We start from the raw sequence: 23,824 nt of genomic DNA on the forward strand, positions 1-23,824 counted from the left end.
GCTCGCAAGAGCAGATATCAGCTCAAGGCCGCTCCCGGGGGCAACCTGTTTCTGGTGCATCGTCAATGGCAACTGCCGTCGTGATCGATGGCGCGTTTTTCCTGCGCCGCTTCAACAAGGCATTCCCCGGGCTCGACGCTGCCAGTGCCGATGACGTCGCTTTCGGTGTCGTTTGCCTGGCGGCGTTTCATGTGTCGATACGGCTGCAGGCGACGCCGGGATGGTTCGGTGCGACCGGCCCGGCCCAGGCGGCTCAGGAGTCGGCCGAACTCTACCGCATCTTCTTCTATGACTGCCCCCCGCTGACGAAGCGGATTCACACCCCGGTGGGGCGGCGATCGATCAACCTGGCGACGACACCGGAGGCGCGCCTTCGTCTGGCTATCCACGACCGCCTGCACCGGACGCGCAAGGTCGCGGTGCGACTGGGTCGCCTGAACGACAAATTGTCCCCCTGGCGTCTGAAACCGCAAGCTCTCGACCGCTGGCAGAAGGACGGCTTCGCGCCGGCTGACGACGATTTCGAACTGGATGTCATCCAGAAGGGCGTCGATATGCGACTTGGGCTGGATATCGCGGCGATGGCCTACAAGCGACAGGTCAATCAGATCGTGCTGGTCGCCGCCGATGCCGACTTTGTCCCGCCCGCGAAGCTCGCCCGACGCGAAGGCGTGGATATTGTTCTCGATCCGCTCGGCGCCCACGCCGCACCGGATCTTCTTCAGCACGTCGATGGCGTGCGATCGTGTCGCTTGGACGTCACGTCGCTTGCGCAAGGAGCCGCATCTTGACCACCGCCGCCATGCCCATTCCCGGGCACATCGATCCCGTGCCCGTCCCGCGCGCCGCGGTGCCGCGCTCCGATGGTCGCCTCGACCTGATCGGGATGCCGCGCGAGCAGCTGCGGCAGGTGCTGGCCGATGCCGGGCTCGACGCGCGCCAGGCGAAGCTGCGCGCCAAGCAGATCTGGCACTGGATCTACAACCGCGGCGCGACCGACTTTGCGGCGATGACCGACATCGCCAAGGCGCAGCATCCGTGGCTGACCGAGCGGTTCGTGATCGGCCGCCCGCAGGTGATCGAGGCGCAGGTGTCGTCGGACGGGACGCGCAAGTGGCTGCTGCGCAGCGACGACGCGCAGGATTACGAGATGGTGTTCATCCCCGACGCCGATCGCGGCACCTTGTGCGTGTCGAGCCAGGTGGGATGCACGCTCAACTGCCGCTTCTGCCACACCGGGACGATGCGGCTGGTGCGCAACCTGACCGCGGGCGAGATCGTCGGGCAGGTCATGCTGGCGCGCGACGCGCTCGGCGAATGGCCCAGCCAGCCCGAGGGGCGGATGCTCACCAACATCGTCATGATGGGCATGGGCGAGCCGCTGTACAATTTCGATGCGGTGCGCGACGCGCTGAAGCTCGTCATGGACGGTGACGGCCTCGCGCTCAGCAAGCGGCGGATCACGCTCTCCACCTCGGGCGTGGTGCCGATGATGGCACGCGCCGGTGCGGAGATCGGGGTGAACCTCGCGGTGTCGCTCCATGCGGTGACGAAGGAGGTGCGCGACGAGATCGTGCCGCTCAACCGCAAATACGGCATCGAGGAACTGCTACAGGCGTGCGCGGACTATCCCGGCGCCAACAATGCGCGGCGCATCACGTTCGAATATGTGATGCTGAAGGACAAGAACGATTCGGATGCCGAGGCGCACGAGCTGGTCCGCCTGCTCAAGCAATACAGGCTGCCCGCCAAGGTGAACCTGATCCCGTTCAACCCCTGGCCCGGTGCGCCTTACGACACCTCCACCCCCGATCGCGTGCGGCGCTTCAGCGAGATCATCTTCGAAGGCGGCATTTCCGCGCCCGTCCGCACCCCGCGCGGGCGCGACATCGATGCGGCGTGCGGCCAGCTGAAGACCGCCGCCGAGAAGAAGTCCCGCGCCGAGCTGGACCGGCTGGCGGAGGAGAAGCAGGCCGCGCTCGGCTGACGAGGCCGCCGCGGCGGTCGGCGTTGACCTGTCGCCGCGGGCCTATCAAGGCGTGGGCCTTTGACTTGCGGCAGGGGGCGACGGCGATGGGCGGGGAACGCGACGGATGATCGCCGCATCGGACATGCTGCTCGCCCTCGCCGCCGGTACGCTGGGGGGCGCGATGAACGCGCTGGCGGGGGGCGGCACCTTCGCCACGCTGCCCGCGCTGATCGCGATCGGGCTCCCCGCGAACATCGCCAATGCCACCTCCAACGTGGCGCTGCTGCCGGGCGCGGGGGCGAGCGCCTGGGGCTACCGGGCGGAGCTGGGGCCGGTCGGCGGGGTCGACTGGCGGCTGCTCTGCGGCATCACGTTCGCCGCCGGGCTGGTCGGCAGCGCGCTGCTGGTGCTCACCCCGACGCGGGCGTTCGACCTCATCATCCCGTGGTTGCTGCTGTTCGCGCTGGCGGTGATGCTGGCGGGGAAGCGTGCGGCCGACTGGCTGGCACGCCGGGTGACGATCGGTCGGCGCACGCTGCTGGCGATGCAGGCGCTGCTGGGCGTCTATGGCGGCTATTTCGGCGGCGGCGTGGGGTTGATGACCACCGCGCTCTACGGCCTGCTCGCGGGGATCGGTCCGCGCGCGCTGTTCGCGCCGCGCACGCTGATGCTGGGCGTCGCCAATGCCGCCGCCGCGATCGTGTTCGTCGCGACCGGCATGGTCCGGTGGGAGGCCGCCGCTCCGATGATCGCCGGCGCGCTGCTCGGCGGCTGGGGCGGCGCGCTGGTCGGGCGACGGCTGCCCGCGGGGTTGGTCCGGATTTGGACCCTGCTGGTCACGGGCATCACGACCGCGGTGTTCTTCGTGCGCGCTTATGGATGACGGGGGTCAGTCCGGCCGCCGCATCCGGAACAGCGCATCCTCGCCGATCTCGAAATAATCCGCCGGGCCGCCACCGCGGGTGATCGGGCGGGCGCGGGCGGTCTGGTAGATGCCGTCCTCCAGCATCGCGCGGTCGATGTGGACCGCGACCGCCTCGCCGAAGACCATCCAATAGTCGATCGCCGCGCCGTCCTTTCCCTCCAGGCGCAGGACCTGCGTCACCTGGCACTCGAACTGCACCGGGCTGGCGGCGACGCGCGGCGGGGCCACCCGCGTCGAGGGCAGCGTATCGAGCCCGGCGAGCGCGAACTCGTCCCGGTCCGCGGGCACCGCGGCGGAGGTGGCGTTCATCGCTTCGGCCAGATCGCGCGTGGCGAGGTTCCAGACGAACTCGCCCGTCGCCTGCGCGTTGGCGAGCGAATCCTTGGCCCCTGCCGAGCAGAAGCCGACGATCGCCGGGCGATACGCGAACAGGTTGAAGAAGCTGTAGGGGGCGAGGTTGCGCACCCCCTGCGCGGAAACGGTGCTGATCCAGCCGATCGGGCGCGGTGCGACGATCGCGTTGAGCGGATCGTGGCGCAGGCCGTGCCCCTGCGCGGGTTCGTACGAATGCCATTCGGTCATGTCGTGCGTTCTGCTAGGCAATGACCATGCGAGCAACCGTCATTCGCCGTCACCGGCTGTCCACGCGCGTGTGGCACGCTGTCAACGCGGTCAGCATGTTCGTGCTGATCGGGTCGGGGCTCGGCATCTCCAACGCGCATCCGCGGCTCTATTGGGGCGCCTATGGGGCCAATTTCGACCACGCCTGGGCCACGCTGCCGCGCTTTCCGGCGTGGATCACGATCCCGGCGAGCTACAATCTGGCGATCTCGCGGCGCTGGCACCTGTTCTTCGCGCTGGTGCTGGCGTTTTCGCTGCTCGCCTATCTGATCGTGGCGCTGGTCAACCGCCATATCGCGCGCGATCTGCGCGTGCGGCGGCGCGACCTGTCGCCGGCCCATCTCGCCGCCGATGCGCGCGCGCATCTTGCGCTGCGGTTCCACGATCCGGAGGCGCCGGGGGCATACAACGTCCTGCAGAAGCTCAGCTATGTCGCGGTCCTGTTCGTCCTGCTGCCGCTCGTGATCGTGACCGGGCTGGCGCTCTCGCCGGGGATGAATGCGATCTGGCCGTGGCTGCTCGACCTGTTCGGCGGGCGGCAGTCGGCGCGGTCGCTCCACTTCATCGCGATGGCGGCCATCGCGGGCTTCACCGTGGTCCATCTGGCGATGGTGATCCTGGCGGGACCGTGGAACGAGCTGCGATCGATCGTCACCGGGCGCTGGAGAGTACCGGAATGATCCGTCGTCGCACGCTCATCGCGGGCGGTGCCGGGCTGGCGCTGGCGGGATGCGACCGCGTGATCCGGCAGCCCGAGGTCCGCACCATTCTGTTCAAGGGGGAGGACATGCACCGCGGGCTGCAACGCGCGCTCTCCCACCGCGACGCCCTCGCGCCGGAATTCCGCCCCGATCAGATGTCGCCGCGCTTCCGCACCAACGGGACGCGCGATCCGGGAACGCCCGAATATGCGGCACTGCGCGCAGGGCGGTTCGCCGACTGGCGGCTGACGGTGGATGGCCATGTCGCGCGCCCGTTGCGATTGTCGCTGAGCGACCTGGGCGCCTTTCCGCAGCGGGCGCAGATCACGCGGCACGACTGCGTCGAGGGGTGGAGCGCGATCGGCAAGTGGCAGGGGCCGCGGCTGGGCGAGGTGCTGAAGGCGGCGGGCGTGCGCGACGGCGCGCGCTACATCGTCTTCACCTGCGCCGATCTGTACGGCGGCGCACCCTATTACGAATCGATCGATCTCGTCGACGCCTTCCACCCGCAGACCATCCTCGCCTGGGCGATGAACGATCGCTTCCTGGACGTCGGGCACGGCGCACCGCTGCGGCTGCGGGTCGAGCGCCAGTTGGGGTACAAGCACGCCAAATATCTGATGCGCGTCACCGCGGTCGATTCGCTTGCGGGCATCGGCAAGGGGCGCGGGGGATATTGGGAGGATAACGTCGACTACGACTGGTGGGCGGGGATCTAGGTTCGCGCGAAGACGCGAAGACGCGAAGAGGGTTCGTGCCGGGCGAGCGGACCGCCCGTATCCAGCGTGTTTGGTTCACGCGGAGACGCGGAGGGGTCGCGCGCGGAACATCGGTGCCGGGAGACAACAAGCCATTCGTCGCTGCCGCGGACACGTCGCCGAGAGCGCGACCCCTCCGCGTCTCCGCGCCTCCGCGTGAACCATCGTCTTCGCGTCTTCGCGTCTTCGCGCGAACACAGACGGCTGCCCGCTCAGGGGTGCGCCGACGGCGCATCCTTCGCACGCCGCCGCAGGGCGAAGGCGTAGACGATCGCCGCGACCGCGGCGAACACGAACCATTGCACCCCGTAGGCAAGGTGATTGTTGGGGACCGAGGCGATGTCCGGCGGCGCATTGGGGTTCAGCCCCGCCGCGGGGCGATCCGCGACCAGCAGGAACTCCGGCGTCGTCTTCGAGAACAGCCCCGCGATCAGCGGGCGCGCATCGGGGGCGTGCGCGATCCAGCCGCTCACCTCGCCGCCGCCCCACGCCACCTTCGCCTCCGGGTCGCGCGTGGTGCCGATCTGGACGCGCAGGCCCGGCCCCTCCGCGCCGGTGCGGCACGTCGCGATCAGCCGGAACCCCGCCGCGCCCGCGCCGGCGCGCGCGATCCCGACCGGCTCCAGGCAAAAGGCCGACGCACGGCGGAACAGCATGGTATCGTCGGGGACGCGCGGCCATGCCATCGCCGGCCTGGCCGGATTGCCCGCCAATTGGGCGAGATACGCCTCCTTCGCCGGCAGGCGATCGGTCAGCTGCCACACGCCCAGCGCGATCATCGCCGCGATCGCGAGGCCGACGACCAGCGTCGGGACCAGCGGTATCCGCTTCATGGCGTGATGCGCCCCTCGCGCGCGGCGTTGCGATATTCGGCCGCCATCAGCCATCCCTTCGCCACGCGCAGCGACCAGACGACGCCGGCGGCCGTCAGCGGAATCCACAGCAGCGCATGGACCCACCATGGCGGGGAGAAGGACAGCTCGACGGTGATCGCGGCCGCCACGACGATCGCACCCCAGATCAGCGTCAGGAACGCCGCCGGCCCGTCACCCACGTTGAAATCGGCGAAGCGTAAGCCACACGCGCGGCAATGGTCGGAAAAGCGAACGGCGCCGGCGAACAGGGTCGCGGCGCCGCATCGCGGACACAGTCCTTTCAACCCGACCTGAAGCGGCGGCACCACCGCCGCCCGGTCGCGATCGCTCACCCGCCGTGGACCGGCGCGCCCCAGCCGCCCCAGACGTAGACGGTGACGAAGAGGAACAGCCACACCACGTCGACGAAGTGCCAGTACCAGGCCGCCGCCTCGAACCCGAAATGCTGCTTGGGCGTGAACTCGCCCTGATAGGCGCGGATCAGGTTCACGATCAGGAAGATCGTGCCGACCAGCACGTGGAAGCCGTGGAAGCCGGTCGCCATGAAGAAGGCGGCGCCATAGTTGATCCCCTTGAAGGGGAACGGCGCGTGCATGTACTCATAGGCCTGGATGCAGCTGAAGATCAGCCCCAGCACCACCGTCAGCCACAGGCCCTTCAGCACGCCGTCGCGGTCGCCCACGCCCAGCAGGCCCCACAGCCCGCGCTTCTCGCCGCCGCGCTGGTTGTGGATCAGCGCGTGGTGCGCCCAGGTGATGGTCGTGCCCGAGCACAGCAGGATCAGCGTGTTGAGCAGCGGCAGCTCGAACGCGTTGATGACCTCCAGCCCCTTGGGCGGCCATTGCGCGGCGATCGCGGCGGCCCCCTCGGCCGCGCGTTCGACCTGACCGTCGACGACCTGCATCGCGACCGGGAAGAGCGAGAAGTCGAAGAACGCCCAGAACCAGCCGACGAAGAACATCACCTCGGAGGCGATGAACAGGATCATGCCGTAACGGAAGTGCAGCTGCACCACGGGGGTGTGGTCGCCGGCATGCGCCTCGCGGATGACCTGGTGCCACCAGCCGTACATGCAGGCCAGCACGCCTGCGAGCCCCATCAGGAACACCCAGCCGCCGCCGACCGCCTCATGCATGTACATGATGCCGCCCGTCGCCAGGACCAGCGCCGCGAACGAGCTGAGCAACGGCCACGGGCTGGGTGGCAGGATGTGGTAGTCGTGATTCTTCGCGCCCGCCATGCGTGGCTCTCCCCGTTACGCTTCTTCTCCGCCCTTAGCCCGCCGTCTTCCCGGAATCCACCGGGTAAAAGGTATAGCTGAGCGTGATCGTCTCGACGTCCCGGGTGTCGGGATCGGTCAGGATCTTCGGATCGACGTAGAAGATGACCGGCATCCGCTGCGTCTCGCCCGGTTTCAACGTCTGCTGCGTGAAGCAGAAGCACTGGATCTTCGTGAAATACTTGCCCGCGATCGCCGGGGTGACGTTGTAGGTCGCGGTCCCCGTCACGGCTTGCGCGCCGCGGTTGGTCGCGGTGAAGAACGCCATGTCGCGCGCGCCGATCTCGACCGTCTCATGCTCCTGCTCGGGGGCGAAGCGCCACGGCAGCTTGGGGTTGACGTTCGCATCGAACGCGATCTCGATCTTGCGGTGGACGCTGCCCGGCGCGATCAGCCCGCGGCCGGTGGTGCCGTTCAGCCCGGTCGCCTCGCAGAACAGGCGGTAGAGCGGCACGCTGGCGAAGGCGAGCCCGGTCATGAAGCAGATGCCCAGCACCGCGAGCACCACGGTGCGGGTCGTCCGGGCGCCGTTGGGGCGGGGGGCGGCCGCCATCAGTGCGGCATGCCCTGCTGGATCTTGGCGATGGCGATGAAGAAGATCAGCACCACGAACGCGGCGAGCAGCAGCGCCATCACGGTGGCGCGCGCCTTCTGCCGGCGGCGGATCAGGTCTTGTTCGTCGTTATGGGGAGGAAGGGGTGTCATGCGAACCACCGATCGGCGACCAGCGCGCCGAAGATCACGAAGAGATACAGGATGGAGAACGCGAACAGCCGCTTCTCCCAGAACATCGGCGTGTCGCCGCGCGTCGCGCCCGCCGCGACCAGCGCGGCCAGGGCGCAGAACGCCGCGGTCATCGCCACCGCGACCACGCCATAGATCGCGCCGGTCAGTCCCAGCGGCCACGGCAGCACCGCCGCCGCGGCCATCGGGATCGTGTAGAGCCCGATCTGCCGCCGCGTCGCCGCCTCCCCCGCCACGACGGGCAGCATCGGCACCCCGGCGTTGGCGTAATCGGTCTTCACGAACAGCGCGAGCGCCCAGAAGTGCGGCGGCGTCCACAGGAAGACGAGCGCGAACAGCAGGAACGGCAGCAGCGCGACCTGCCCCGTCGCCGCGGCCCAGCCGATCAGCGGCGGAAACGCGCCCGCCGCCCCGCCGATGACGATGTTCTGCGGCGTCCGCCGCTTCAGCCAGACGGTGTAGATGAGGACGTAGAACAGGATCGACACGGTCAGGATCACCGCCGCGGCGAGGTTCACCGCCAGCCCCATCAGGATGACCGAAAAGGCACCCAGCCCGACGCCGAAGTGGAGCGCGGACTGCCGCTCCATCCGCCCTGCGGGCAGCGGGCGCTGCGCGGTCCGCTTCATCGCGGCGTCCAGGTCCGCCTCGTACCATTGGTTGAGCGCGCCCGCGGCCCCCGCGCCCAGCGCGATGCACAGGATCGCGGTGAACCCCAGCACCGGATGGATCTGCACCGGCGCCGCCAGCATCCCGCACAGCCCGGTGAAGACGACCAGCGTCATCACGCGCGGCTTCGTCAGCGCAAGGAAATCGCGCCAGTCGGCGGGCGGCAGGAGGGGGGCGGCGGTGGTCATGCGAACTCCTCGCTTCCCCTATACCGCCGAGGGGCAGGAGGAAAGGGGCGAGCACCCTCCCCGTCACCCCGGGCTTGACCCGGGGTCCCGCTTCTACCGTCGTGGGGCTGCTAGAGCGGGATCCCGCTCAAGGCCGGGGCGGCGGGCGTGAGTCCGTTACACGAAGCCCAGGTTCCACGACGAGGCATCGTAATTGCCGATGTTGGGCAACACCGTGCGCATGTCGGACGCGGACACCCCGAACCACGACGCCAGCGAGGCGGCATATTGATCGACCGAGGTGGTCGGGATCAGCCGTCCCTGCCCGACGTCGTCGTTGGTGTTGATGCCCACGGTCGGCGCGATGCCGTAGCTGCGCCCGCCCTTCACCGCGCCCCCCATCGCGAAATGCATGCTGCCCCAGCCATGGTCGGAGCCGTCGCCGTTGCTGGTCAGCGTGCGCCCGAATTCGGACGCGGTGAAGGTCGTCACCTGCTCCGACACGCCCAGCTGGACGGTGGTGTCGTGGAACGCGCGCATCGCCGCGGCCACCTTGCCCAGCAGCATCGGCTGCGTCGTCAGGATGTTGTCGTGGACGTCGAACCCGCCCATCGAGACGAAGAACACCTGCCGTCGCACGCCCAGGTCGCCCGCCACCGCGATCATCCTCGCGACCATCTTCAACTGGTCGGCCAGGCTGTTGCTGGTCGGGAACAGCGTGAAATTGGCCGCGGGTGCATTGGCCAGCGCGCCGTTGACCTGCGCGAACGTGTCCAGCGCGCGCTTCGACACGCGGGCATGTTCGTTCGCCAGCATGTTCGGATGGCCGCGCGTGATGAGGTCGCGCAGCGTCTGCGCCGCGGTGGCGGAGCCGTAGATCGTCTTGCTGCTGCTCAGCAGCGCGATCGGGCCGCCGGTGCCGACCGAATATTGCACCGCCTGGCGTCCGGTCAGGTACACCGCATTGCCGCTGGCGTTGATGCAGGTCAGCGAGGCGCCGCCGTTGCCCGACTGCACCAGGTCGCCGATCCGCCCGCCCCAGCCGCTCGGCGCGCCTTCGGGGTTGGAGGCCTGGAAATAGCTCGACTGGTCGTTGTGGCTGAACAGCTTGGGCGGCAGCAGCACCGACCTGTTGTTGTACTGCGCCTTCGTCGTCGGCTGCACCAGCGTGCCGACGTTCAGGATCGGCGCCACCTTGCCCTGGGCATAGAGTTCCGCGAGCGGCGCCAGCGCGGGCGCCATCGCATATTGCCGCCCGCCCGACAGCCCGGCGGGGTCGAGCGCCAGCAGCGTGTCGCGCCCCAGCGCGATCGATCCGCGCACCTTGGCATAGGCGTCGTAGCTCGACGGGTCGTAGGGGACGAGCGTGTTGGCATAGTCGCAGCCGCCGGCGAGATAGACGCAGACCAGCGCCTTGTACCCCGATCCGGTCGCGGCGGCGGCCTCGCCGATCGCGCCGAGCGTGCCGGCGAACGGCGCGGCGGTGCCCGCCAGGCCCAGGAGGGCGGCGCGGCGCAGGAAGGCGCGGCGCGATTCGTCGTGATGAATGGGCATCGTCGTCACCGCAGCGTGAGATAGTCGGGGGAGGCCATGGTCAGCAGCGTCGCGACGCCGACCCGGTTGATCGCGCCGTTGCCGGCACTCATCGAGATGCTGTCGACCGCCTGGCGGATCGCGGCCACCGTCTCGGCGGACAGCTGCCCGGCGGCGAGCACCGTGTTGAGCTCCCCCACCAGCTCGGCCGAATCGCCCGCCATCGCCTTGATCGCGGTATAGTCCGCCTTCATGTCGCCGGCGCCGTTCGCGATCAGCCCGTACATCAGGTTGATATAGGCGATCACGCTCTGCTCGTTGGCGATCTGCATCTCCGGCGCGACCAGCCCGGCGGCGGCCAGCGACGTCGCGGGCGGGATATAGCCGGGACGGAAGAAGTTGAAGACCGACGGCGCGTGGCCGATCGATTGACCCAGCCGCGAGGTCATCGACGACATGTCGCCCAGCGGCCAGGCGTTCGATGGCGAGGTGACGCCGAACATCCGCGCCCAGCCGGTCAGCCGCTGGACCGGATCGCGCAGCTTGCCCGCGCTCGCGGCGGTCAGCGCGGTCGCGTCGCGCGCATAGGGATCGAGCAGGATCGCGCGGATCACCGCCACCATGTTCCCGCGCACGCCCAGCCCGTCGTTGGCGAAGGCGGCGGCGACGCGCGCGACATAGGCGGGCGGGGGATTGCTGGTGACCAGCCGCTGGATCAGCGCGCGCGCCACGAACGGCGGCACGTTGGGGTGCATGAAGATCACGTCGAGCGCCCCCTCCACCGAGGCCATGCCCGCCGCGCCGTTGATCGTGCTGCCCAGCACCGTCGACGTGCCCGTCTCGTGCATGGCGGCGGTCATCGTCAGCGGCATACGAAAGCGGTCCGGCACGCTGTTGTCGGCGGCGCCGCTCAGTTGCAGCCCGGTGAAGATGCGCGCCAGCTGCGTCACGTCGCCCTGACCGTAGCTTTCGACCGGCGCGCCGTTCGCCATGACCGGGGTGCCGTCCATGTTGAGGCGGTGGGTGCCCAGCGTGAACAGCTGCATCAGCTCGCGGGCGTAATTCTCGTCCGGCATCGCGCCGGTGGCGGCGTTCGCCTTCCGGTTGTCGAGGTAGGTGAGATAGTTGGCCATCGCGGGCGACAGCGTCACCGCGCTCAGCAGCGTGCGATAGTTGCCGAAGGCATTGTCGGCGAGCAGGTCCATGTAGCCCGCCATCGCGAACGCGCGCCAGCCGAGCGTCAGCGAATCGATCCCGATGACGAAGATGTCGAGCAGCGCCGCCATGACGCGCTGGCGCAGCTGGTCCGGCGCGGTGATGATCTGGCTCCACACCATCGGGTCGAACCCGGTCGTCTGGAAGACGTTGGCGGCCGCGTCGTAGCCGCCCGCCTTCAGCCAGTCCCAATAGCTGGTGGCGCGCGGCATCGACATCTGGTCGTCGAGCCAGCCCGAGAAGCCGCGGGTGGACAGGCGGTCGATCTCCGCGCGGGTCGCGCCGAAGGTGGTCTGGGCCAGGAAGCGGCTCGCCTCGTTCGCGCCGGGCGGTGCGGCGGGCGCGACCTCCACCGGCTGCGACGGGGTCGGCGCGGGCGTGGGGGTGGGTGTCGGCGAGGGCGTGGGCGTGGGCGAGGGAGCCGGCGTCGGGGTCGATACCGGCGACGGGGTCGGGGTTGGCGTCGGCAGCGGCGACGGCGTCGGTGACGGCAGCGGCGTCGGCGACGGCATCGGCGTGGGGGTGGGCAGCGGGGTGGGCAACGGCGTGGCCGCCGGGGTCGGCGTCGCCACCACGATCGGCCCCGACGACGCCGCCGCGGTGGACGATCCGGCCTTTTCCGCCCCGCAGGCGGCCAGGAACAGCGCGGAGGCGAGCGCCCCGTTGCGCCCCGCCGCCGGGACGGACGCCGCGGCCACGTCGTGCGTCGGTGCGCCGATCCCGGTGGCGACATCCGCCCGGTCGACCTCGTCCGCCGTCGCATCCGCGACGACGCGTGAAAATGCGTCCATCATCGATCCCCGCGGGGCCGCATCGTCGGCCCGTCGCGAGAATCGGTATAGGGGTCAGATGGTTAACAATCCGGCCCCCGGTTTGGTTAAGGACGTTAACCCGGCAGCCGCCCCAGCCAGTCGAGCAGCAGGCGGTTGACCTCCGCGGGGCGCTCCTGCTGCGTCCAGTGGCCGCACCCCTCCAGCACATGCCCCTCGACATTGGGGACGTGCGGCCGCATCGCCGCGACCGGATCGGACACCGCGCCGAACAGCGTCGTCGCGGGATCCTTCGACCCGCCGATGAACAGGGCGGGCTGCTCGATGCGACGATCGCCGAACGCCTGCGCCCATTCGTAATCGCGTTCGTGGTTGCGATAGCGGTTGAGCGGCCCGCGCAGCCCCGACGCCTCGAACTCGGCGACGTAATAATCCAGGTCCGCGTCGCTCAGCCACGCCGGGAAGACCGGCGGATCGATCATCCCGTCGAGCAGCGTCGCGCCCGCGGGCTTGTCGGGCCAGGTGCCCGGCGGCGCATCGCCCGAGATCGCGTAATAGAAGGCGCGCAGGAAGCGGCGCACGTCCGCCTCCGCTTCCGCCTCGGCGCGGCCGGGTTCCTGGAACCACTCCTGATAGAAGAACTTCCCCTTCTCGGTGAAGGCGCGGCGGAACACCTCGGTGAAGGGGCGCTGCGGCACGCCGGTGAACGGCACCGACAGCGCCGCGACCGCGCGGAACCGCTCGGGGCGACTAAGCGCGGTGTTCCACACGATCGGCGCGCCCCAGTCGTGGCCCAGCAGGATCGCGGGTTCGCCCGGCTGGAGCGCGTCGGCCACCGCGGCGACATCGGCGGTGATCGCCTCCAGCGTATAGGCCTCGACCGGCTCCGGCTTGTCCGACCCGCCATAGCCGCGCACGTCGATCGCGGCGGCGGTGAACCCGGCGGCGGCGAGGGGGCCGATCTGGTGGCGCCAGGAATACCAGCTTTCGGGAAAGCCGTGGACCATGACGACCAGCGGGCCGGTGCCCTCCACCGCCACGCGCAGCGACAGGGGGCCGGTATCGATCATGCGGAAGGCGGTCATGCGGGACTCCTGCGATAATGATAGTCGTAGAGATGACGGTCGAACCCGAGCGCGCGGTACAGCGCGCGGGCGGGACCATTGTCGGCCATGACCCGGAGCGCGGCGCCGCGCGCGCCGATCGCCGCGGTGGCATGGAGCAGCGCGGCCACGGTGCGCCGCGCCAGCCCGCGTCCGCGCCAGCCTGCGTCGGTCGCCACCGCCTCGACGATCGCGAGGCCGTCGTGGACCGCGGCGAAGGCGAGGCTGCGGACCGCGCCCTCGACCTGCGTCGCGGCGAAGACCGTGGGCACGGCCAGCCGGGCGATCGGGGCGAGGTGATCCTGCGCGCCCCCGCCCGCCGCCACCGACAGCGCCCGCCGCGCCGCGATCCATGCGGCGTCGGGCGCGGCGCGCACGCGGACGCCGGCGTCGCCGCGCCGCGGCAACACGTCGCAGGCGATCGTCAGCGTCGGCCCTTCGGCAGGCAGGAAGCCGTGGCGGTCGAGGCGCGTGTCGATCCCGGGCAGCAGCGTCGGCACCCGCACGATCGCGGGCTGCGCGACCGCGGCATAGGCGTCGCGGATCGCGGCGATCGTCGCATCGTCCAGCCGCGCGCCGGGGCCGGCGGGGGAGGCGGAATTGGTGCGGCGCGTGCCCCCGCCCGAGCGGGAAACGCGCCAGCCGCCGACCGCCAGCTCCTCGCGCGCGGGCCAGGCGAGCGCGCACGCCCGCTCCACCCGCCAGCCGTCGTCGCGCGATCCCGCTCCCATCGCGGCACCGTGAACGCGCCGCGCCGCCGGCGCAACCGCGTCAGTCGTAGGCGGCGGGCAGCCAGCGGCGCGTGACGACCACCTCGTCGCCCTTTCGCGCATGGGCATAGAGGATGCGGGCGAACGCGGTCGGCACGCCGATACAGCCGTGCGTCACCCAATCCTCCTCCACCGGGCTGCCGTGGATCGCCACCCCGCCCCACGTCAGCCGCAGCATATAGGGCATCGGCGCGCCGTCGTAGGTGCTGGAATAATGATCGGCATGCTTCTGCAGGATCGGGAACCGCCCGGTCGGCGTCGGCTGCTCGGGCGGGCCGATGACGATGTAGGAGCGCCCGATCTCCACCCCCGCGCGATAGACGTAGAGCCGCCGCCTGGTCAGGTCGACGACGATCCGCGCCCGCCCGGGGGGCACGTCGTCCTCGTCCCAGACATAGTCGCCGGGCCCCAGCGCGCGCCCGACATCCAGGATCGTGTGCACCTCGGGCAGCGGCTGACGCGCGTCGGCGGTCGCCGGCAGGGCAAGGAGCGCGAGGAGCAGGAGCAGGCGGCGAATCATCCCCGGCATGTCGGTCGGGGCGGGGCCGTGCGCCAGCGCCCGTTTCGGGACGTATCGGAACGGGACGGTGCGCAGCGCGCCCGCGACGCGCAGGACCGCGCGGCTTGATCCCGATCAGCACGATTTTTCCGGAACGGTGACAGGGGTTTGTCCGTACTCCCGGCCCTATGCCAACACCCGCCACGCCGCTGTTCCCCTGGGTCCACGACGCGCAGTCGGAGCTCGAAGCGCTGCTCCAGTCGCATGTGAGCGATCGCGCCTTCCCCTGCGTCGGCGCGAAGGCGGCGCTCGCGCGCGGCACGCTCCACGTCCTCGCCTGCGACCGCATCGACAGCGCGTGGGACGACCTGCGCATCCATGACGGTCTGCTGCGCTTCGCCGCCGCCTACCGCGAGGCGCCGGGGCTGTTCCGCAGCTTCGCGGTCGTGTTCGAGGGGCCGGGCGATCTGGACGAGGCGGGGTTCGAGGCGGCGCTGTGGGCGCGACTGCAATCGCTGTCGGACAAGGATGCCTGGCGCGGCCAGCGATACGATCCGCGCGTCAGCCCCGATCCCGACGATCCGCATTTCTCGCTGAGCTTCGGGGGCGAGGGATTCTTCGTCGTCGGGCTCCACCCGCACGCCTCGCGCCCGGCGCGCCGCTTCGCGCGCCCGGCGCTGGTCTTCAACCTCCACGACCAGTTCACGCGGCTGCGCGCCGATGGCCGGTACGAAACCCTGCGCGAGGCGATCATGACGCGCGACGAGACGCTGGCGGGCTCGCGCAACCCGATGCTGGCGCGCCACGGCGAGGTGAGCGAGGCGTCGCAATATAGCGGGCGCGTGGTCGACGACGCGTGGCGCTGCCCGTTCCATTATGCCGGGGGCAAGGACGCATGAGCGATGTGGTTGAGATCGCGCCCCGCAGCGGCGCCGCCTTCCGCCTGAACGCCGGGCAGGCGCTGACCGTGATCGATCCGTGCGGGGTGCAGGTGTCCGACCTGCTCGCCTACAACGCCGCGGACGTGCGCGAGGTGATCTCCTCGGGGCGGACGTTCGATTATGCCGAGACGATCCGGCTGACCACCGGGCACATCCTCTATTCCAGCCGCTCGCGCCCGATGCTGCGGATCGAGGAGGATACCGTCGGCCGGCACGACTTCCTGCTGACGCCGTGCTCCTACGATACGTTCCACCATTTCTACCCCGACCTGCCGCCGCATCGCGGCTGCTTCGGCAATCTGGCGGAGGCGCTGGCGCCGTACGGCGTGACCGAGGACATGATCCCGACCGCGTTCAACTGCTTCATGAACGTGCCGGTCGACGGTGCGACGGGGCGGCTGGAGGTGCTTCCCCCCACCAGCGTCGCGGGCGACCGCATCGTGCTGCGCGCGATGATGGACCTGGTGATCGGGCTGACCGCCTGTTCCGCGCCGGCCTCCAACGGCGGCTCGTTCAAGCCGATCCACTACCGGGTGGAGTGAGCACTCCCGCTTCCCACCCGCCACCCCGGGTCAAGCCGAGACCTCCGCGAAAGTCGTGGATCGCTCGACAAATTTGCCGTTCCCCGGCGAAGGCGGGACCTTTGCAAAAGTCTCCACCGTGCTCCTGCGAAGGCAGGAGCACGGCCGGTACGTGGCGCCGTTGCACCCGTTTTTGCAAAGGCCCCGCGAAGGCCCCGCGAAGGCCGGGCCCCAGTTGGCGCGGCTTCTCCGTCTGTTACCACTGTACCCCAGCTGGGCCTCGGCCGTCGCCGGGGAACAAGGAACCGAGTTTCGCAGAGGTCTCGGTCAAGCCGGGGTGACGAGGCTCGCCTATGTCCGCGCCGTTCCCCGCGCCAGCACCTCGCGCACCCGGTTGGCGTAGCGCTCCGCCAGGTCGAGGTGCAGTCGCCGGATCGGCGTGCCCGCCGCGTGGCGGGCGCGGGCGCGTTCCTCCTCGGAGCGGCGGCGATAGTAAGCGGCGTCGTCGGCGTCGTGGGACATGATGGCCCTCCTTCTTTGACGCCGTGCATCATGCACCTCTGCCACAATCCCGCCACAACCTCGATCAATCAGGCGCTTAGCCCCCGCCGTGCAGGCACACCCGCTGCCCGTTGACATAGTCCGCGTCCGCCGAGACGAAGAAGGCGACCGCCGCCGCCACGTCCTCCGGCGTCGACACCCGCCCGAACGGCGATTGCGCGGCCAGGTCGTGGATGTCCGCCACGCCGCGGGTCGCCCTGGCCAGCCGCTCGCCCATGTCGGTCACGGTCAGCCCGGGGGCGACGATGTTGGTGCGGACGTTGTGCCGCCGCTCCTCCTTGGCGAGCGTCCAGGCGAGCGCGTCCATCGCCGCCTTCCCCATGTTGTACGGCGCGCCGTTGGGCGCGTGATAGAGGGTCGCCACGGACGAGATCATCACGATGTCGCCGCGCGGGCGCGTGCGCATCTTCGGCAGCACCAGCTTTGCCATGAAGTGCGGCGCCATCGCATGCGTGCGCAGCACGCGCTCCAGCTCGCCCGGATCGGTATCCGCGACCGACTGCCCGCGACTCGCGATCCCGGCGTTGTTGACCAGGATGTCGACCGCGCCGAAGTCCGCCTCGACCGCGCGCACCAGCGCCTCGCATTCCTCGAACCGATCGACCGACGCGGCATAGGCGCGCGCGCGCCGCCCCATCGCCTCGATCTGCGCCACCACCTCTGCGGCGGCGTCGGCATCGCGGCGATAGTTCACCGCCACGTCCGCGCCGTCCGCCGCGAGTCGCAGCGCGATCGCGCGCCCGATCCCGCGTCCGCCGCCCGTCACCAGCGCGATGCGCCCTTCCAGCCCGCTCATGATGCCACCTTCCTGCTGTAATCCGGTCGCCGCTTCTCGAAGAAGGCGGCGATCCCCTCGCCGAAATCGGGGCTGGTCGCCGCCAGGATCTGGTTGCGATCCTCCATCGCGATCGCGGATTCGAGGCTCGGCGCGTCCAGGCTCATCCGCAGCGCCTCCTTGGTCAGCCTGAGCCCCAGCGGCGAGGTCGTCAGCATCTGCTCGATCAGCGGCGCGGCGGCCTCCTCCATCCGGTCGTCGGGCACCACCCGGCTCACCAGCCCGCACGCCAGCGCGCGCTCGGCATGGATGAAGTCGCCCGTCAGCATCAGCTCGGCGGCCAGCGACGCGCCCACCAGCCGGGGCAGGAAATAGCTGACCCCGATGTCGCACGCCGACAGCCCCAGCCGCACGAACGCCGCGTTCATCCGCGCGCTCTCGCCCGCGATGCGGATGTCGCTCGCCAGCGCCATCGCGAACCCGCCCCCGCACGCGGGCCCGTGGACCAGGCTGACGATCGGCTGCGGCGCGTAGCGCATCCGCATCACGATCTCCGCGATCGAGCGCTGGTGGCGCAGCCGGTCGATCGTGTCCCAGTCCTGGCGGTTGCCCCCGGCCTGCAGGTCGAGCCCGGCGCAGAACGCGCGCCCCGCGCCCCGCAGCACCACGATGCGCACCCCGCGGTCGGTCGCCAGATCGCCGAAGTAGCGCGACAGCTCCTCCACCAGCACGTCGTCGAGCGCGTTGAGCCGCTCCGGGCGGTTCATCGTCACCCAGTCGACCTCGCCGCGATGCTCCACCGTCAGCGCCTGCCAGTCGCCCATCACCCTCTCCCATGTCGTTGCGCACGAGCTTACATAACTAAAGTTATCCTGCAACCGCCTTGGCCGCGCGCGTCGGGCAGGGCAGGAGGAGGCGATGGATCGCACCTTCCGCCGCGTCGCCGCCGACGGCACCGCCACGCCGCACCCGCGCGCGGTGATCGCGGAGCATCCGATCGCGATCGAGGTGAACGGTCTCGGCTATGCGGTGATGATGGCGACCCCCGCCGATGTGGAGGACTTCGTCACCGGCTTCGCGCTGTCGGAACGCATCGTCGATACGGTGGAGGAGATGGCGGCGCTCGATCTCCACCCCACCGATCGGGGCGTGATCGCGCGCCTGGCGGTCCCGCCCGCGCGCGCCGCCGCGCTCGCCGACCGCATCCGCCGCCGCACCGCCGACAGTTCGTGCGGATTGTGCGGGATGGACAATCTCGACGCGGTCCACCGCCCGCTCCCCCGCGTCCCCACCGCCGCCCCGGACGCGGCCGCGATCTTCGCCGCGCTGGCGCGGATGCGCGCGCATCAGCCGCTCAACCGCGCCACCGGCGCCGCGCATGCCGCGATGCTCTGTGCCGCGGACGGCACGATCCGCCTCGCGCGCGAGGACGTCGGCCGCCACAATGCCTTCGACAAGCTGATCGGCGCGATGGCGCGGCGGGGGCTCGCCTGGGACGGCGGCTTCGCGCTGCTGTCCTCGCGCTGCTCCTACGAGCTGGTGGAGAAGGCCGCGCTCAGCGGCTGCCCGCTGCTCGCCACCGTGTCGGCCGCCACCGACCTCGCGCTCGCCCGTGCCGCCGCCGCCGGGCTGACGCTCGTCAGCCTCGCGCGTGACGACGCGGTGCTCTTTTCCGATCCCGTTCGTTAGGACCGGCATGACCCAGCAGCACGACGATCGCCCCGATTTCACCCCCTATGACGGCCCGGCCGGCGGCTGGGGCTCGGTGAAGTCGCTCGCCGACATCATCCCGCGCGAGCAGAACGTGGCCGTCACCTCCGCGGAGCTGCTGCGCCAGAACAAGCCCGGCGGCTTCGCCTGCGTCAGCTGCGCCTGGGCCAAGCCGCACCCGCCGCACCCGGCCGAATTCTGCGAGAACGGCGCGAAGGCGACCGCGTGGGAGATCACCAGCCAGCGCGTCACCCCCGATTTCTTCCGTCGCCACACGCTCAGCGAGCTGCGCACCTGGAGCGACTATCGGCTGGAGGAGGCCGGGCGTCTCACCCATCCGATGAAATACGATTCGGCCAGCGACAAATATGTCGTTGCGCCATGGGAAGAGGCGTTCGCCGCGATCGCCGCGCGGCTGAAACCGCTGAACCCCAAGTCGGTCGTCTTCTACGCCTCGGGCCGCGCCAGCCTGGAGACGTCCTACATGTGGCAGCTGATGGCGCGCCTCTACGGCAACCAGAACCTGCCCGACAGTTCCAACATGTGCCACGAATCGACCTCGGTCGGGTTGAAGGCGGCGATCGGCGTTCCGGTCGGGACCACCCGGATCGAGGATTTCGACGCGTGCGACTGCATCCTGCATTTCGGGCAGAACGTCGCCACCAACAGCCCGCGGATGCTCCACCAGCTGCGCAGCGTCCACAAGCGCGGTGCGCAGATCATCGTCTTCAATCCCTTGCGCGAACGCGGGCTGGAGCGGTTCACCGATCCGCAGAATCCGATCGAGATGGCGACGGGCAAGGAAACCCCGATCGCCACCCAATATCATCAGGTGAAGGCCGGCGGCGACATCGCCGCGATGATGGGGATCGCCAAATATCTGCTCGACCACGACGCGGTCGACCATGATTTCGTCGCGCGCCACACGCACGATTTCGCGCCCTTCGCCGAGAAGGTCCGCGCGACCGCGTGGGACGAGATCGAGCGCGAATCCGGCCTCGCCCGCGCCGCGATCGAACGCGCGGCGGCGGCCTATGCCCGGTCGACGGCGACGATCGCGATCTACGGCATGGGGCTGACCCAGCATGTGAAGGGCGTCGACAACGTCCGCATGCTCGTCAACCTGCTGCTGATGCGCGGCAACATCGGCAAGCCGGGCGCCGGCCCGTGCCCCGTGCGCGGGCACAGCAACGTGCAGGGCCAGCGCACCGTCGGCATCACCGAGAAGACCGAGCTGGCCCCGGTCGAGAAGCTCAGGGAAGTCTATGGCTTCGACGCGCCGACCGAAAAGGGGCTCGATACGGTGGAGGCCTGCCGCGGGATCATCGACGGGACGGTGAAGGCGTTCCTGTCGCTCGGCGGCAATTTCGCGCGCGCGGTGCCGGAGACGGAGCTGGTCGAGGACGGCTGGCGGCGGCTGGACCTGTCGGTGCAGATCGCGACCAAGCTCAACCGCAGCCACCTGCTCCCCGCCGCGGGCGATACGTGGCTGCTGCCGTGCCTCGGCCGGATCGAGCAGGACATCCAGGCGACCGGCCCGCAGCGCGTCACGGTCGAGGATTCGACCAGCGTCATCCATGCCTCGCTCGGCAAGGTGGAGCCCGCCAGCCCGCACCTGCTGTCCGAGCCCGCGATCGTCGCGGGCATCGCGTCGGCGCTGCTGCCCGCCAACCCCGCGGTGCCGTGGGACGCGTGGGTCGGCGACTATGCGCTGGTCCGCGACGAGATCGCGAAGGTCTTCCCCGACTTCTTCGCGCGCTTCAACGAGCGGCTGGCGGAGGAGCCGCACGGCTTCTGGAAGGGCAACAAGGCCGCCGGGCGCGAATTCGACACCCCCTCGGGGCGCGCCGAATTCATGGTGCCGCAGGAGTTGAACGCGACCGGCTTCGCCGCGGCGGACGGTCGCTACCGCCTGCTGACGCTGCGCTCGAATGACCAGTTCAACACGACGATCTACGGCTATTCCGACCGCTTCCGCGGCATCAACGGTACGCGGCAGGTGGTGCTGATGAACCGCGACGACATCGCGGCCTCCGGGCTGGCCGCCGGGCAGAAGGTGACGCTCGCGACCGATGCGGGGGACAATCACGACCGCCGCGTGGGCGACCTGATCGTGGTCGAATACGACGTCCCCCCGGGGTGCATCGCGGCCTATTACCCCGAGTGCAATCCGCTGATCCCGCTCGACCACCACGCCGAGGAAAGCCACGTCCCCGCGGCGAAATCGGTGCCGGTGCGGATCGTGGCGTAACCCACCCCCGCGCACCGTCACCCGGGCTCGCGCGGGACCTTTGCAAAAGGCTGTACCGTGCTCCTGCGCAGGCAGGAGCCCAGGGTTGCAGGTCCCATAAGCGTTGTTCTGCCTGGCCCTGGGCTCCTGCCTGCGCAGGAGCACGGCGTGGGCTCGGTGCCGTCGCACCCGTTTTGCAACGGCCGTCCGCGCATCCAACCGGCCTGACGGTACGTGGCACCGTGGATACCGGAACGAGTCCGGCATGACGGGCAAGCGAACCACCCCGCCGACCCGTCATTCCCGCGAAGGCGGGAATCCGGACGCGCTGATCTCCCGGTTCTCGTCCGGCCGTCAGCGTCTCTGGATCCCCGCCTCCGCGGGGGTGACGGTGGCGCAATTGGCAACGCTCCACCTCCTGACCCCTTGACCCCGCCCCCTCCATAACAGATGTTACGTCGATGCGACGGGGCATAACCCCGCGGGAATCAAAGGAGAGGGACGTGAAACTAGGCCCCGACATCGCGGCGATCGTCACCGGCGGCGCTTCCGGGCTCGGCCGCGCCACCGCGGAGGCGCTGATCGCGCATGGCTGCAAGGTGGCGCTGTTCGACAAGAACGCCGACATCGGGCCGCAGGTCGCCGCGGAGATCGGCGCGACCTGGTGCGAGGTCGACGTGATGGACCAGGCCTCGGTCGACGCCGGCTTCGCCGCCGCGCGCGCCGCCAACGGGCAGGAGCGCGTCCTCGTCAACTGCGCCGGCGGCGGCTTCGGCGGCCCCAACAAGACCGTCGCCCGGTCGAGGGAGGACGGTTCGATCACGCCGTATCCGATCGAGAATTTCCAGAAGACGCTGGAGCTCAACCTCGTGGGCTCGTTCCGCTGCCTGGTCGGCGCGGCGGCGGGGATGATGACGCTGCCCCCGACCGACGACGGCGACCGCGGCGCGATCGTCAATACCGCCAGCGTCGCGGGCGAGGAGGGGCAGATCGGGCAGGTCGCCTATGCCTCCGCCAAGGCCGGCGTGATCGGCATGACGCTGGTCGTCGCGCGCGACCTGTCGGGCGAGGGCATCCGCTGCAACACGATCCTGCCCGGCATCTTCGACACGCCGCTGCTGGGCCGCGCCAAGCCGCAGGTGAAGGCGGCGCTGTCGGCGATGGTGCCGTTCCCCAAGCGGCTGGGGCTGGCGGAGGAATATGCCCGCCTCGCGCTGGAGATGATCCGCAACAGCTATTTCAACGGCGAGGACGTCCGCCTGGACGGCGCCATCCGCATGCAGCCGAAGTGAGGAGGCGCTCGTGAACTTCGACTATTCCGACGATCAGAAGATGCTGAAGGACGAGGCGCGCAAGTTCCTCGACGCCAAATGCCCGGTGACGGTCGTGCGCGGCGTGCTCGACGACGATACGCGCCATTATGACGAGGCGCTGTGGCGCGGCGTCGCGGAGCAGGGCTGGCTGGGCGCGGCGATCCCCGAGCAGTACGGCGGGCTCGGGCTCGGCCACGTCGAGCTGTGCGCGCTGGCGGAGGAGCTGGGCCGCGCGGTCGCGCCGATCCCCTTCGCCTCGACCGTCTATTTCGTCGCCGAGGCGCTGATGCTGCTGGGCAGCGAGGCGCAGAAGGCGAAATGGCTGCCGAAGATCGCGAGCGGCGAGGTGATCGGCGCCTTCGCGACGTCGGAGGGGCCGGGGCCGGTCACATCGACCAGCATCCGCACCTCCGTCGTGGGCAACCGCATCACGGGAACGAAGATCCCCGTCACCGACGGCAATATCGCCAACCTCTTGGTCGTGCTGGCGAAGGACGGCCTGTATCTGGTCGAGGGGCCGGTCGAATCGGAGGTGCTGACCACCCTCGACCCCACCCGCAGCGCCGCGCGCGTCACCTTCGCCGACAACGACTGCGAGCGGCTGGGCGACGAGGACGGCCTGTCCGCGATGAGCCAGGTGTTCGACCGGGCCGCGGTCCTGCTCGCCTTCGAACAGCTCGGCGGCGCCGATCGCGCGCTGGAGATGGCGAAGGCCTATGCGCTCGACCGGCAGGCGTTCGGCCGCCCGATCGCGGGCTATCAGGCGATCAAGCACAAGCTGGCCGACATCTATGTCAAGAACGAGATCGCGCGCTCCAACGCCTATTACGGCGCCTGGGCGCTGAACGCCGGCGCCGCCGAACTGCCGCTCGCCGCCGCCACCGCGCGCGTCGCGGCGAGCGAGGCGTACTGGTTCGCGTCGAAGGAGAATATCCAGACGCACGGCGGCATCGGCTTCACCTGGGAGGCCGACCCCCAGCTCCACTACCGCCGCTCGCGCCAGCTGTCGCTGGTCGCCGGCGCCCCGTCCACCTGGCGCGAGCGGCTGGTCACCCAGCTCGAACAGCGCAACGCCGCGTAACGAAACAACATCCGTTCGCCCCGAGCGACGTCGAAGGGCACGCGCGTACGCTTCGACTTCGCTCGGCGCGAACGGAGGTGAGAGGACGAAACAT

General features: G+C 70.0%; 26 protein-coding genes. 11 read left to right on the forward strand and 15 right to left on the reverse strand.

Translation table 11 applies throughout. The features are described from left to right. Positions 1-65: 65 nt before the first annotated feature. The 3 genes from PGN23_RS02410 to PGN23_RS02420 all read left to right on the forward strand — a co-directional run bounded on the left by PGN23_RS02410 (position 66) and on the right by PGN23_RS02420 (position 2,852). Positions 66-791, forward strand: coding sequence for an NYN domain-containing protein (locus tag PGN23_RS02410; RefSeq protein ID WP_335301250.1), 726 nt, complete (start codon positions 66-68; stop codon positions 789-791). Positions 792-802: 11 nt separating this feature from the next. After that, on the forward strand, positions 803-1,987 hold the full coding sequence (gene rlmN, locus PGN23_RS02415; RefSeq protein WP_335302061.1) for a 23S rRNA (adenine(2503)-C(2))-methyltransferase RlmN: 1,185 nt from the start codon (positions 803-805) through the stop codon (positions 1,985-1,987). Between the two features lie 106 nt (positions 1,988-2,093). Further along, a complete protein-coding gene (locus tag PGN23_RS02420) occupies positions 2,094-2,852 on the forward strand; it encodes a sulfite exporter TauE/SafE family protein (RefSeq protein ID WP_335301251.1) in 759 nt (252 codons plus the stop codon). Positions 2,853-2,858: 6 nt separating this feature from the next. Here the strand turns inward: PGN23_RS02420 and PGN23_RS02425 are convergent, their stop codons facing one another. Continuing rightward, positions 2,859-3,476 carry a flavin reductase family protein gene (locus PGN23_RS02425; protein ID WP_335301252.1) on the reverse strand — a complete coding sequence of 206 codons (618 nt, stop codon included), beginning with the start codon at positions 3,474-3,476 and terminating at the stop codon, positions 2,859-2,861. Positions 3,477-3,502: 26 nt separating this feature from the next. On the opposite strand from PGN23_RS02425, the gene PGN23_RS02430 reads away from it, so the two are divergent. Continuing rightward, a complete protein-coding gene (locus tag PGN23_RS02430; protein WP_335301253.1) occupies positions 3,503-4,195 on the forward strand; it encodes a cytochrome b/b6 domain-containing protein in 693 nt (230 codons plus the stop codon). Next, positions 4,192-4,935: a molybdopterin-dependent oxidoreductase gene (locus PGN23_RS02435; RefSeq protein ID WP_335301254.1), complete on the forward strand. Its 744-nt coding sequence runs from the start codon at positions 4,192-4,194 to the stop codon at positions 4,933-4,935. Before PGN23_RS02430 ends, PGN23_RS02435 begins: the two co-directional genes overlap by 4 nt. Positions 4,936-5,186: 251 nt before the next feature. On the opposite strand, the gene PGN23_RS02440 is transcribed toward PGN23_RS02435, so the two are convergent. From PGN23_RS02440 to PGN23_RS02490, 11 genes are all read right to left on the reverse strand, one after another. Next, a complete protein-coding gene (locus tag PGN23_RS02440) occupies positions 5,187-5,807 on the reverse strand; it encodes an SURF1 family cytochrome oxidase biogenesis protein (protein ID WP_335301255.1) in 621 nt (206 codons plus the stop codon). After that, entirely contained in the window at positions 5,804-6,181 is a 378-nt protein-coding gene (locus PGN23_RS02445) for a DUF983 domain-containing protein (protein WP_335301256.1), read from the reverse strand. Before PGN23_RS02445 ends, PGN23_RS02440 begins: the two co-directional genes overlap by 4 nt. Next, complete coding sequence (locus PGN23_RS02450) at positions 6,178-7,089, reverse strand: cytochrome c oxidase subunit 3 (RefSeq protein ID WP_335301257.1); 912 nt, start codon at positions 7,087-7,089, stop codon at positions 6,178-6,180. Before PGN23_RS02450 ends, PGN23_RS02445 begins: the two co-directional genes overlap by 4 nt. Before the next feature lie 34 nt (positions 7,090-7,123). Beyond that, positions 7,124-7,681 (reverse strand): cytochrome c oxidase assembly protein, encoded by a 558-nt coding sequence (locus PGN23_RS02455; RefSeq protein WP_335301258.1) that lies wholly within the window; start codon positions 7,679-7,681, stop codon positions 7,124-7,126. Beyond that, positions 7,681-7,833 carry a hypothetical protein gene (locus PGN23_RS02460; RefSeq protein WP_335301259.1) on the reverse strand — a complete coding sequence of 51 codons (153 nt, stop codon included), beginning with the start codon at positions 7,831-7,833 and terminating at the stop codon, positions 7,681-7,683. The genes PGN23_RS02455 and PGN23_RS02460 overlap by 1 nt, the downstream gene beginning before the upstream one ends. Then, on the reverse strand, positions 7,830-8,729 hold the full coding sequence (locus PGN23_RS02465) for a heme o synthase (RefSeq protein WP_335301260.1): 900 nt from the start codon (positions 8,727-8,729) through the stop codon (positions 7,830-7,832). The genes PGN23_RS02460 and PGN23_RS02465 overlap by 4 nt, the downstream gene beginning before the upstream one ends. A 156-nt stretch (positions 8,730-8,885) precedes the next feature. Then, the gene (locus PGN23_RS02470) at positions 8,886-10,262 is read right to left on the reverse strand and encodes a DUF1501 domain-containing protein (protein WP_335301261.1); all 1,377 of its coding nucleotides are present in this window, start codon (positions 10,260-10,262) and stop codon (positions 8,886-8,888) included. 5 nt (positions 10,263-10,267) lie between these two features. Beyond that, positions 10,268-12,250, reverse strand: a complete 1,983-nt coding sequence (locus PGN23_RS02475) for a DUF1800 domain-containing protein (RefSeq protein ID WP_335301262.1) — start codon at positions 12,248-12,250, stop codon at positions 10,268-10,270. Between the two features lie 92 nt (positions 12,251-12,342). Continuing rightward, positions 12,343-13,311, reverse strand: coding sequence for an alpha/beta fold hydrolase (locus PGN23_RS02480; protein WP_335301263.1), 969 nt, complete (start codon positions 13,309-13,311; stop codon positions 12,343-12,345). Then, positions 13,308-14,060: a GNAT family N-acetyltransferase gene (locus tag PGN23_RS02485; protein WP_335301264.1), complete on the reverse strand. Its 753-nt coding sequence runs from the start codon at positions 14,058-14,060 to the stop codon at positions 13,308-13,310. Before PGN23_RS02485 ends, PGN23_RS02480 begins: the two co-directional genes overlap by 4 nt. Positions 14,061-14,100: 40 nt before the next feature. Further along, positions 14,101-14,619: a L,D-transpeptidase family protein gene (locus PGN23_RS02490; protein WP_335301265.1), complete on the reverse strand. Its 519-nt coding sequence runs from the start codon at positions 14,617-14,619 to the stop codon at positions 14,101-14,103. A gap of 167 nt (positions 14,620-14,786) precedes the next feature. Here PGN23_RS02490 and gntA point away from each other — a divergent pair, with 167 nt between their 5' ends. Together gntA and PGN23_RS02500 are read left to right on the forward strand one after the other, a co-directional pair. After that, entirely contained in the window at positions 14,787-15,497 is a 711-nt protein-coding gene (gene gntA / locus PGN23_RS02495; protein WP_335301266.1) for a guanitoxin biosynthesis heme-dependent pre-guanitoxin N-hydroxylase GntA, read from the forward strand. Beyond that, positions 15,494-16,081: an urea carboxylase-associated family protein gene (locus PGN23_RS02500; RefSeq protein WP_335301267.1), complete on the forward strand. Its 588-nt coding sequence runs from the start codon at positions 15,494-15,496 to the stop codon at positions 16,079-16,081. Before gntA ends, PGN23_RS02500 begins: the two co-directional genes overlap by 4 nt. A gap of 330 nt (positions 16,082-16,411) precedes the next feature. Here PGN23_RS02500 and PGN23_RS02505 read toward each other — a convergent pair whose 3' ends face one another. From PGN23_RS02505 to PGN23_RS02515, 3 genes are all read right to left on the reverse strand, one after another. Next, a complete protein-coding gene (locus PGN23_RS02505; RefSeq protein ID WP_335301268.1) occupies positions 16,412-16,582 on the reverse strand; it encodes a hypothetical protein in 171 nt (56 codons plus the stop codon). A gap of 76 nt (positions 16,583-16,658) precedes the next feature. Further along, positions 16,659-17,417: an SDR family NAD(P)-dependent oxidoreductase gene (locus PGN23_RS02510; protein WP_335301269.1), complete on the reverse strand. Its 759-nt coding sequence runs from the start codon at positions 17,415-17,417 to the stop codon at positions 16,659-16,661. After that, entirely contained in the window at positions 17,414-18,220 is an 807-nt protein-coding gene (locus PGN23_RS02515; RefSeq protein WP_335301270.1) for an enoyl-CoA hydratase/isomerase family protein, read from the reverse strand. The genes PGN23_RS02510 and PGN23_RS02515 overlap by 4 nt, the downstream gene beginning before the upstream one ends. A 94-nt stretch (positions 18,221-18,314) precedes the next feature. On the opposite strand from PGN23_RS02515, the gene fdhD reads away from it, so the two are divergent. The 4 genes from fdhD (at position 18,315) to PGN23_RS02535 (ending at position 23,730) form a co-directional block, all read left to right on the forward strand. Next, the gene (gene fdhD / locus PGN23_RS02520) at positions 18,315-19,085 is read left to right on the forward strand and encodes a formate dehydrogenase accessory sulfurtransferase FdhD (protein ID WP_335301271.1); all 771 of its coding nucleotides are present in this window, start codon (positions 18,315-18,317) and stop codon (positions 19,083-19,085) included. Positions 19,086-19,092: 7 nt separating this feature from the next. Then, positions 19,093-21,357: an FdhF/YdeP family oxidoreductase gene (locus PGN23_RS02525; protein ID WP_335301272.1), complete on the forward strand. Its 2,265-nt coding sequence runs from the start codon at positions 19,093-19,095 to the stop codon at positions 21,355-21,357. Between the two features lie 482 nt (positions 21,358-21,839). Then, the gene (locus PGN23_RS02530) at positions 21,840-22,628 is read left to right on the forward strand and encodes an SDR family NAD(P)-dependent oxidoreductase (protein ID WP_335301273.1); all 789 of its coding nucleotides are present in this window, start codon (positions 21,840-21,842) and stop codon (positions 22,626-22,628) included. Positions 22,629-22,638: 10 nt separating this feature from the next. Continuing rightward, the gene (locus PGN23_RS02535) at positions 22,639-23,730 is read left to right on the forward strand and encodes an acyl-CoA dehydrogenase family protein (RefSeq protein ID WP_335301274.1); all 1,092 of its coding nucleotides are present in this window, start codon (positions 22,639-22,641) and stop codon (positions 23,728-23,730) included. Positions 23,731-23,824: the final 94 nt, after the last annotated feature.

This window comes from Sphingomonas adhaesiva (assembly GCF_036946125.1).
In the GTDB taxonomy this organism is placed as follows: domain Bacteria; phylum Pseudomonadota; class Alphaproteobacteria; order Sphingomonadales; family Sphingomonadaceae; genus Sphingomonas; species Sphingomonas adhaesiva_A.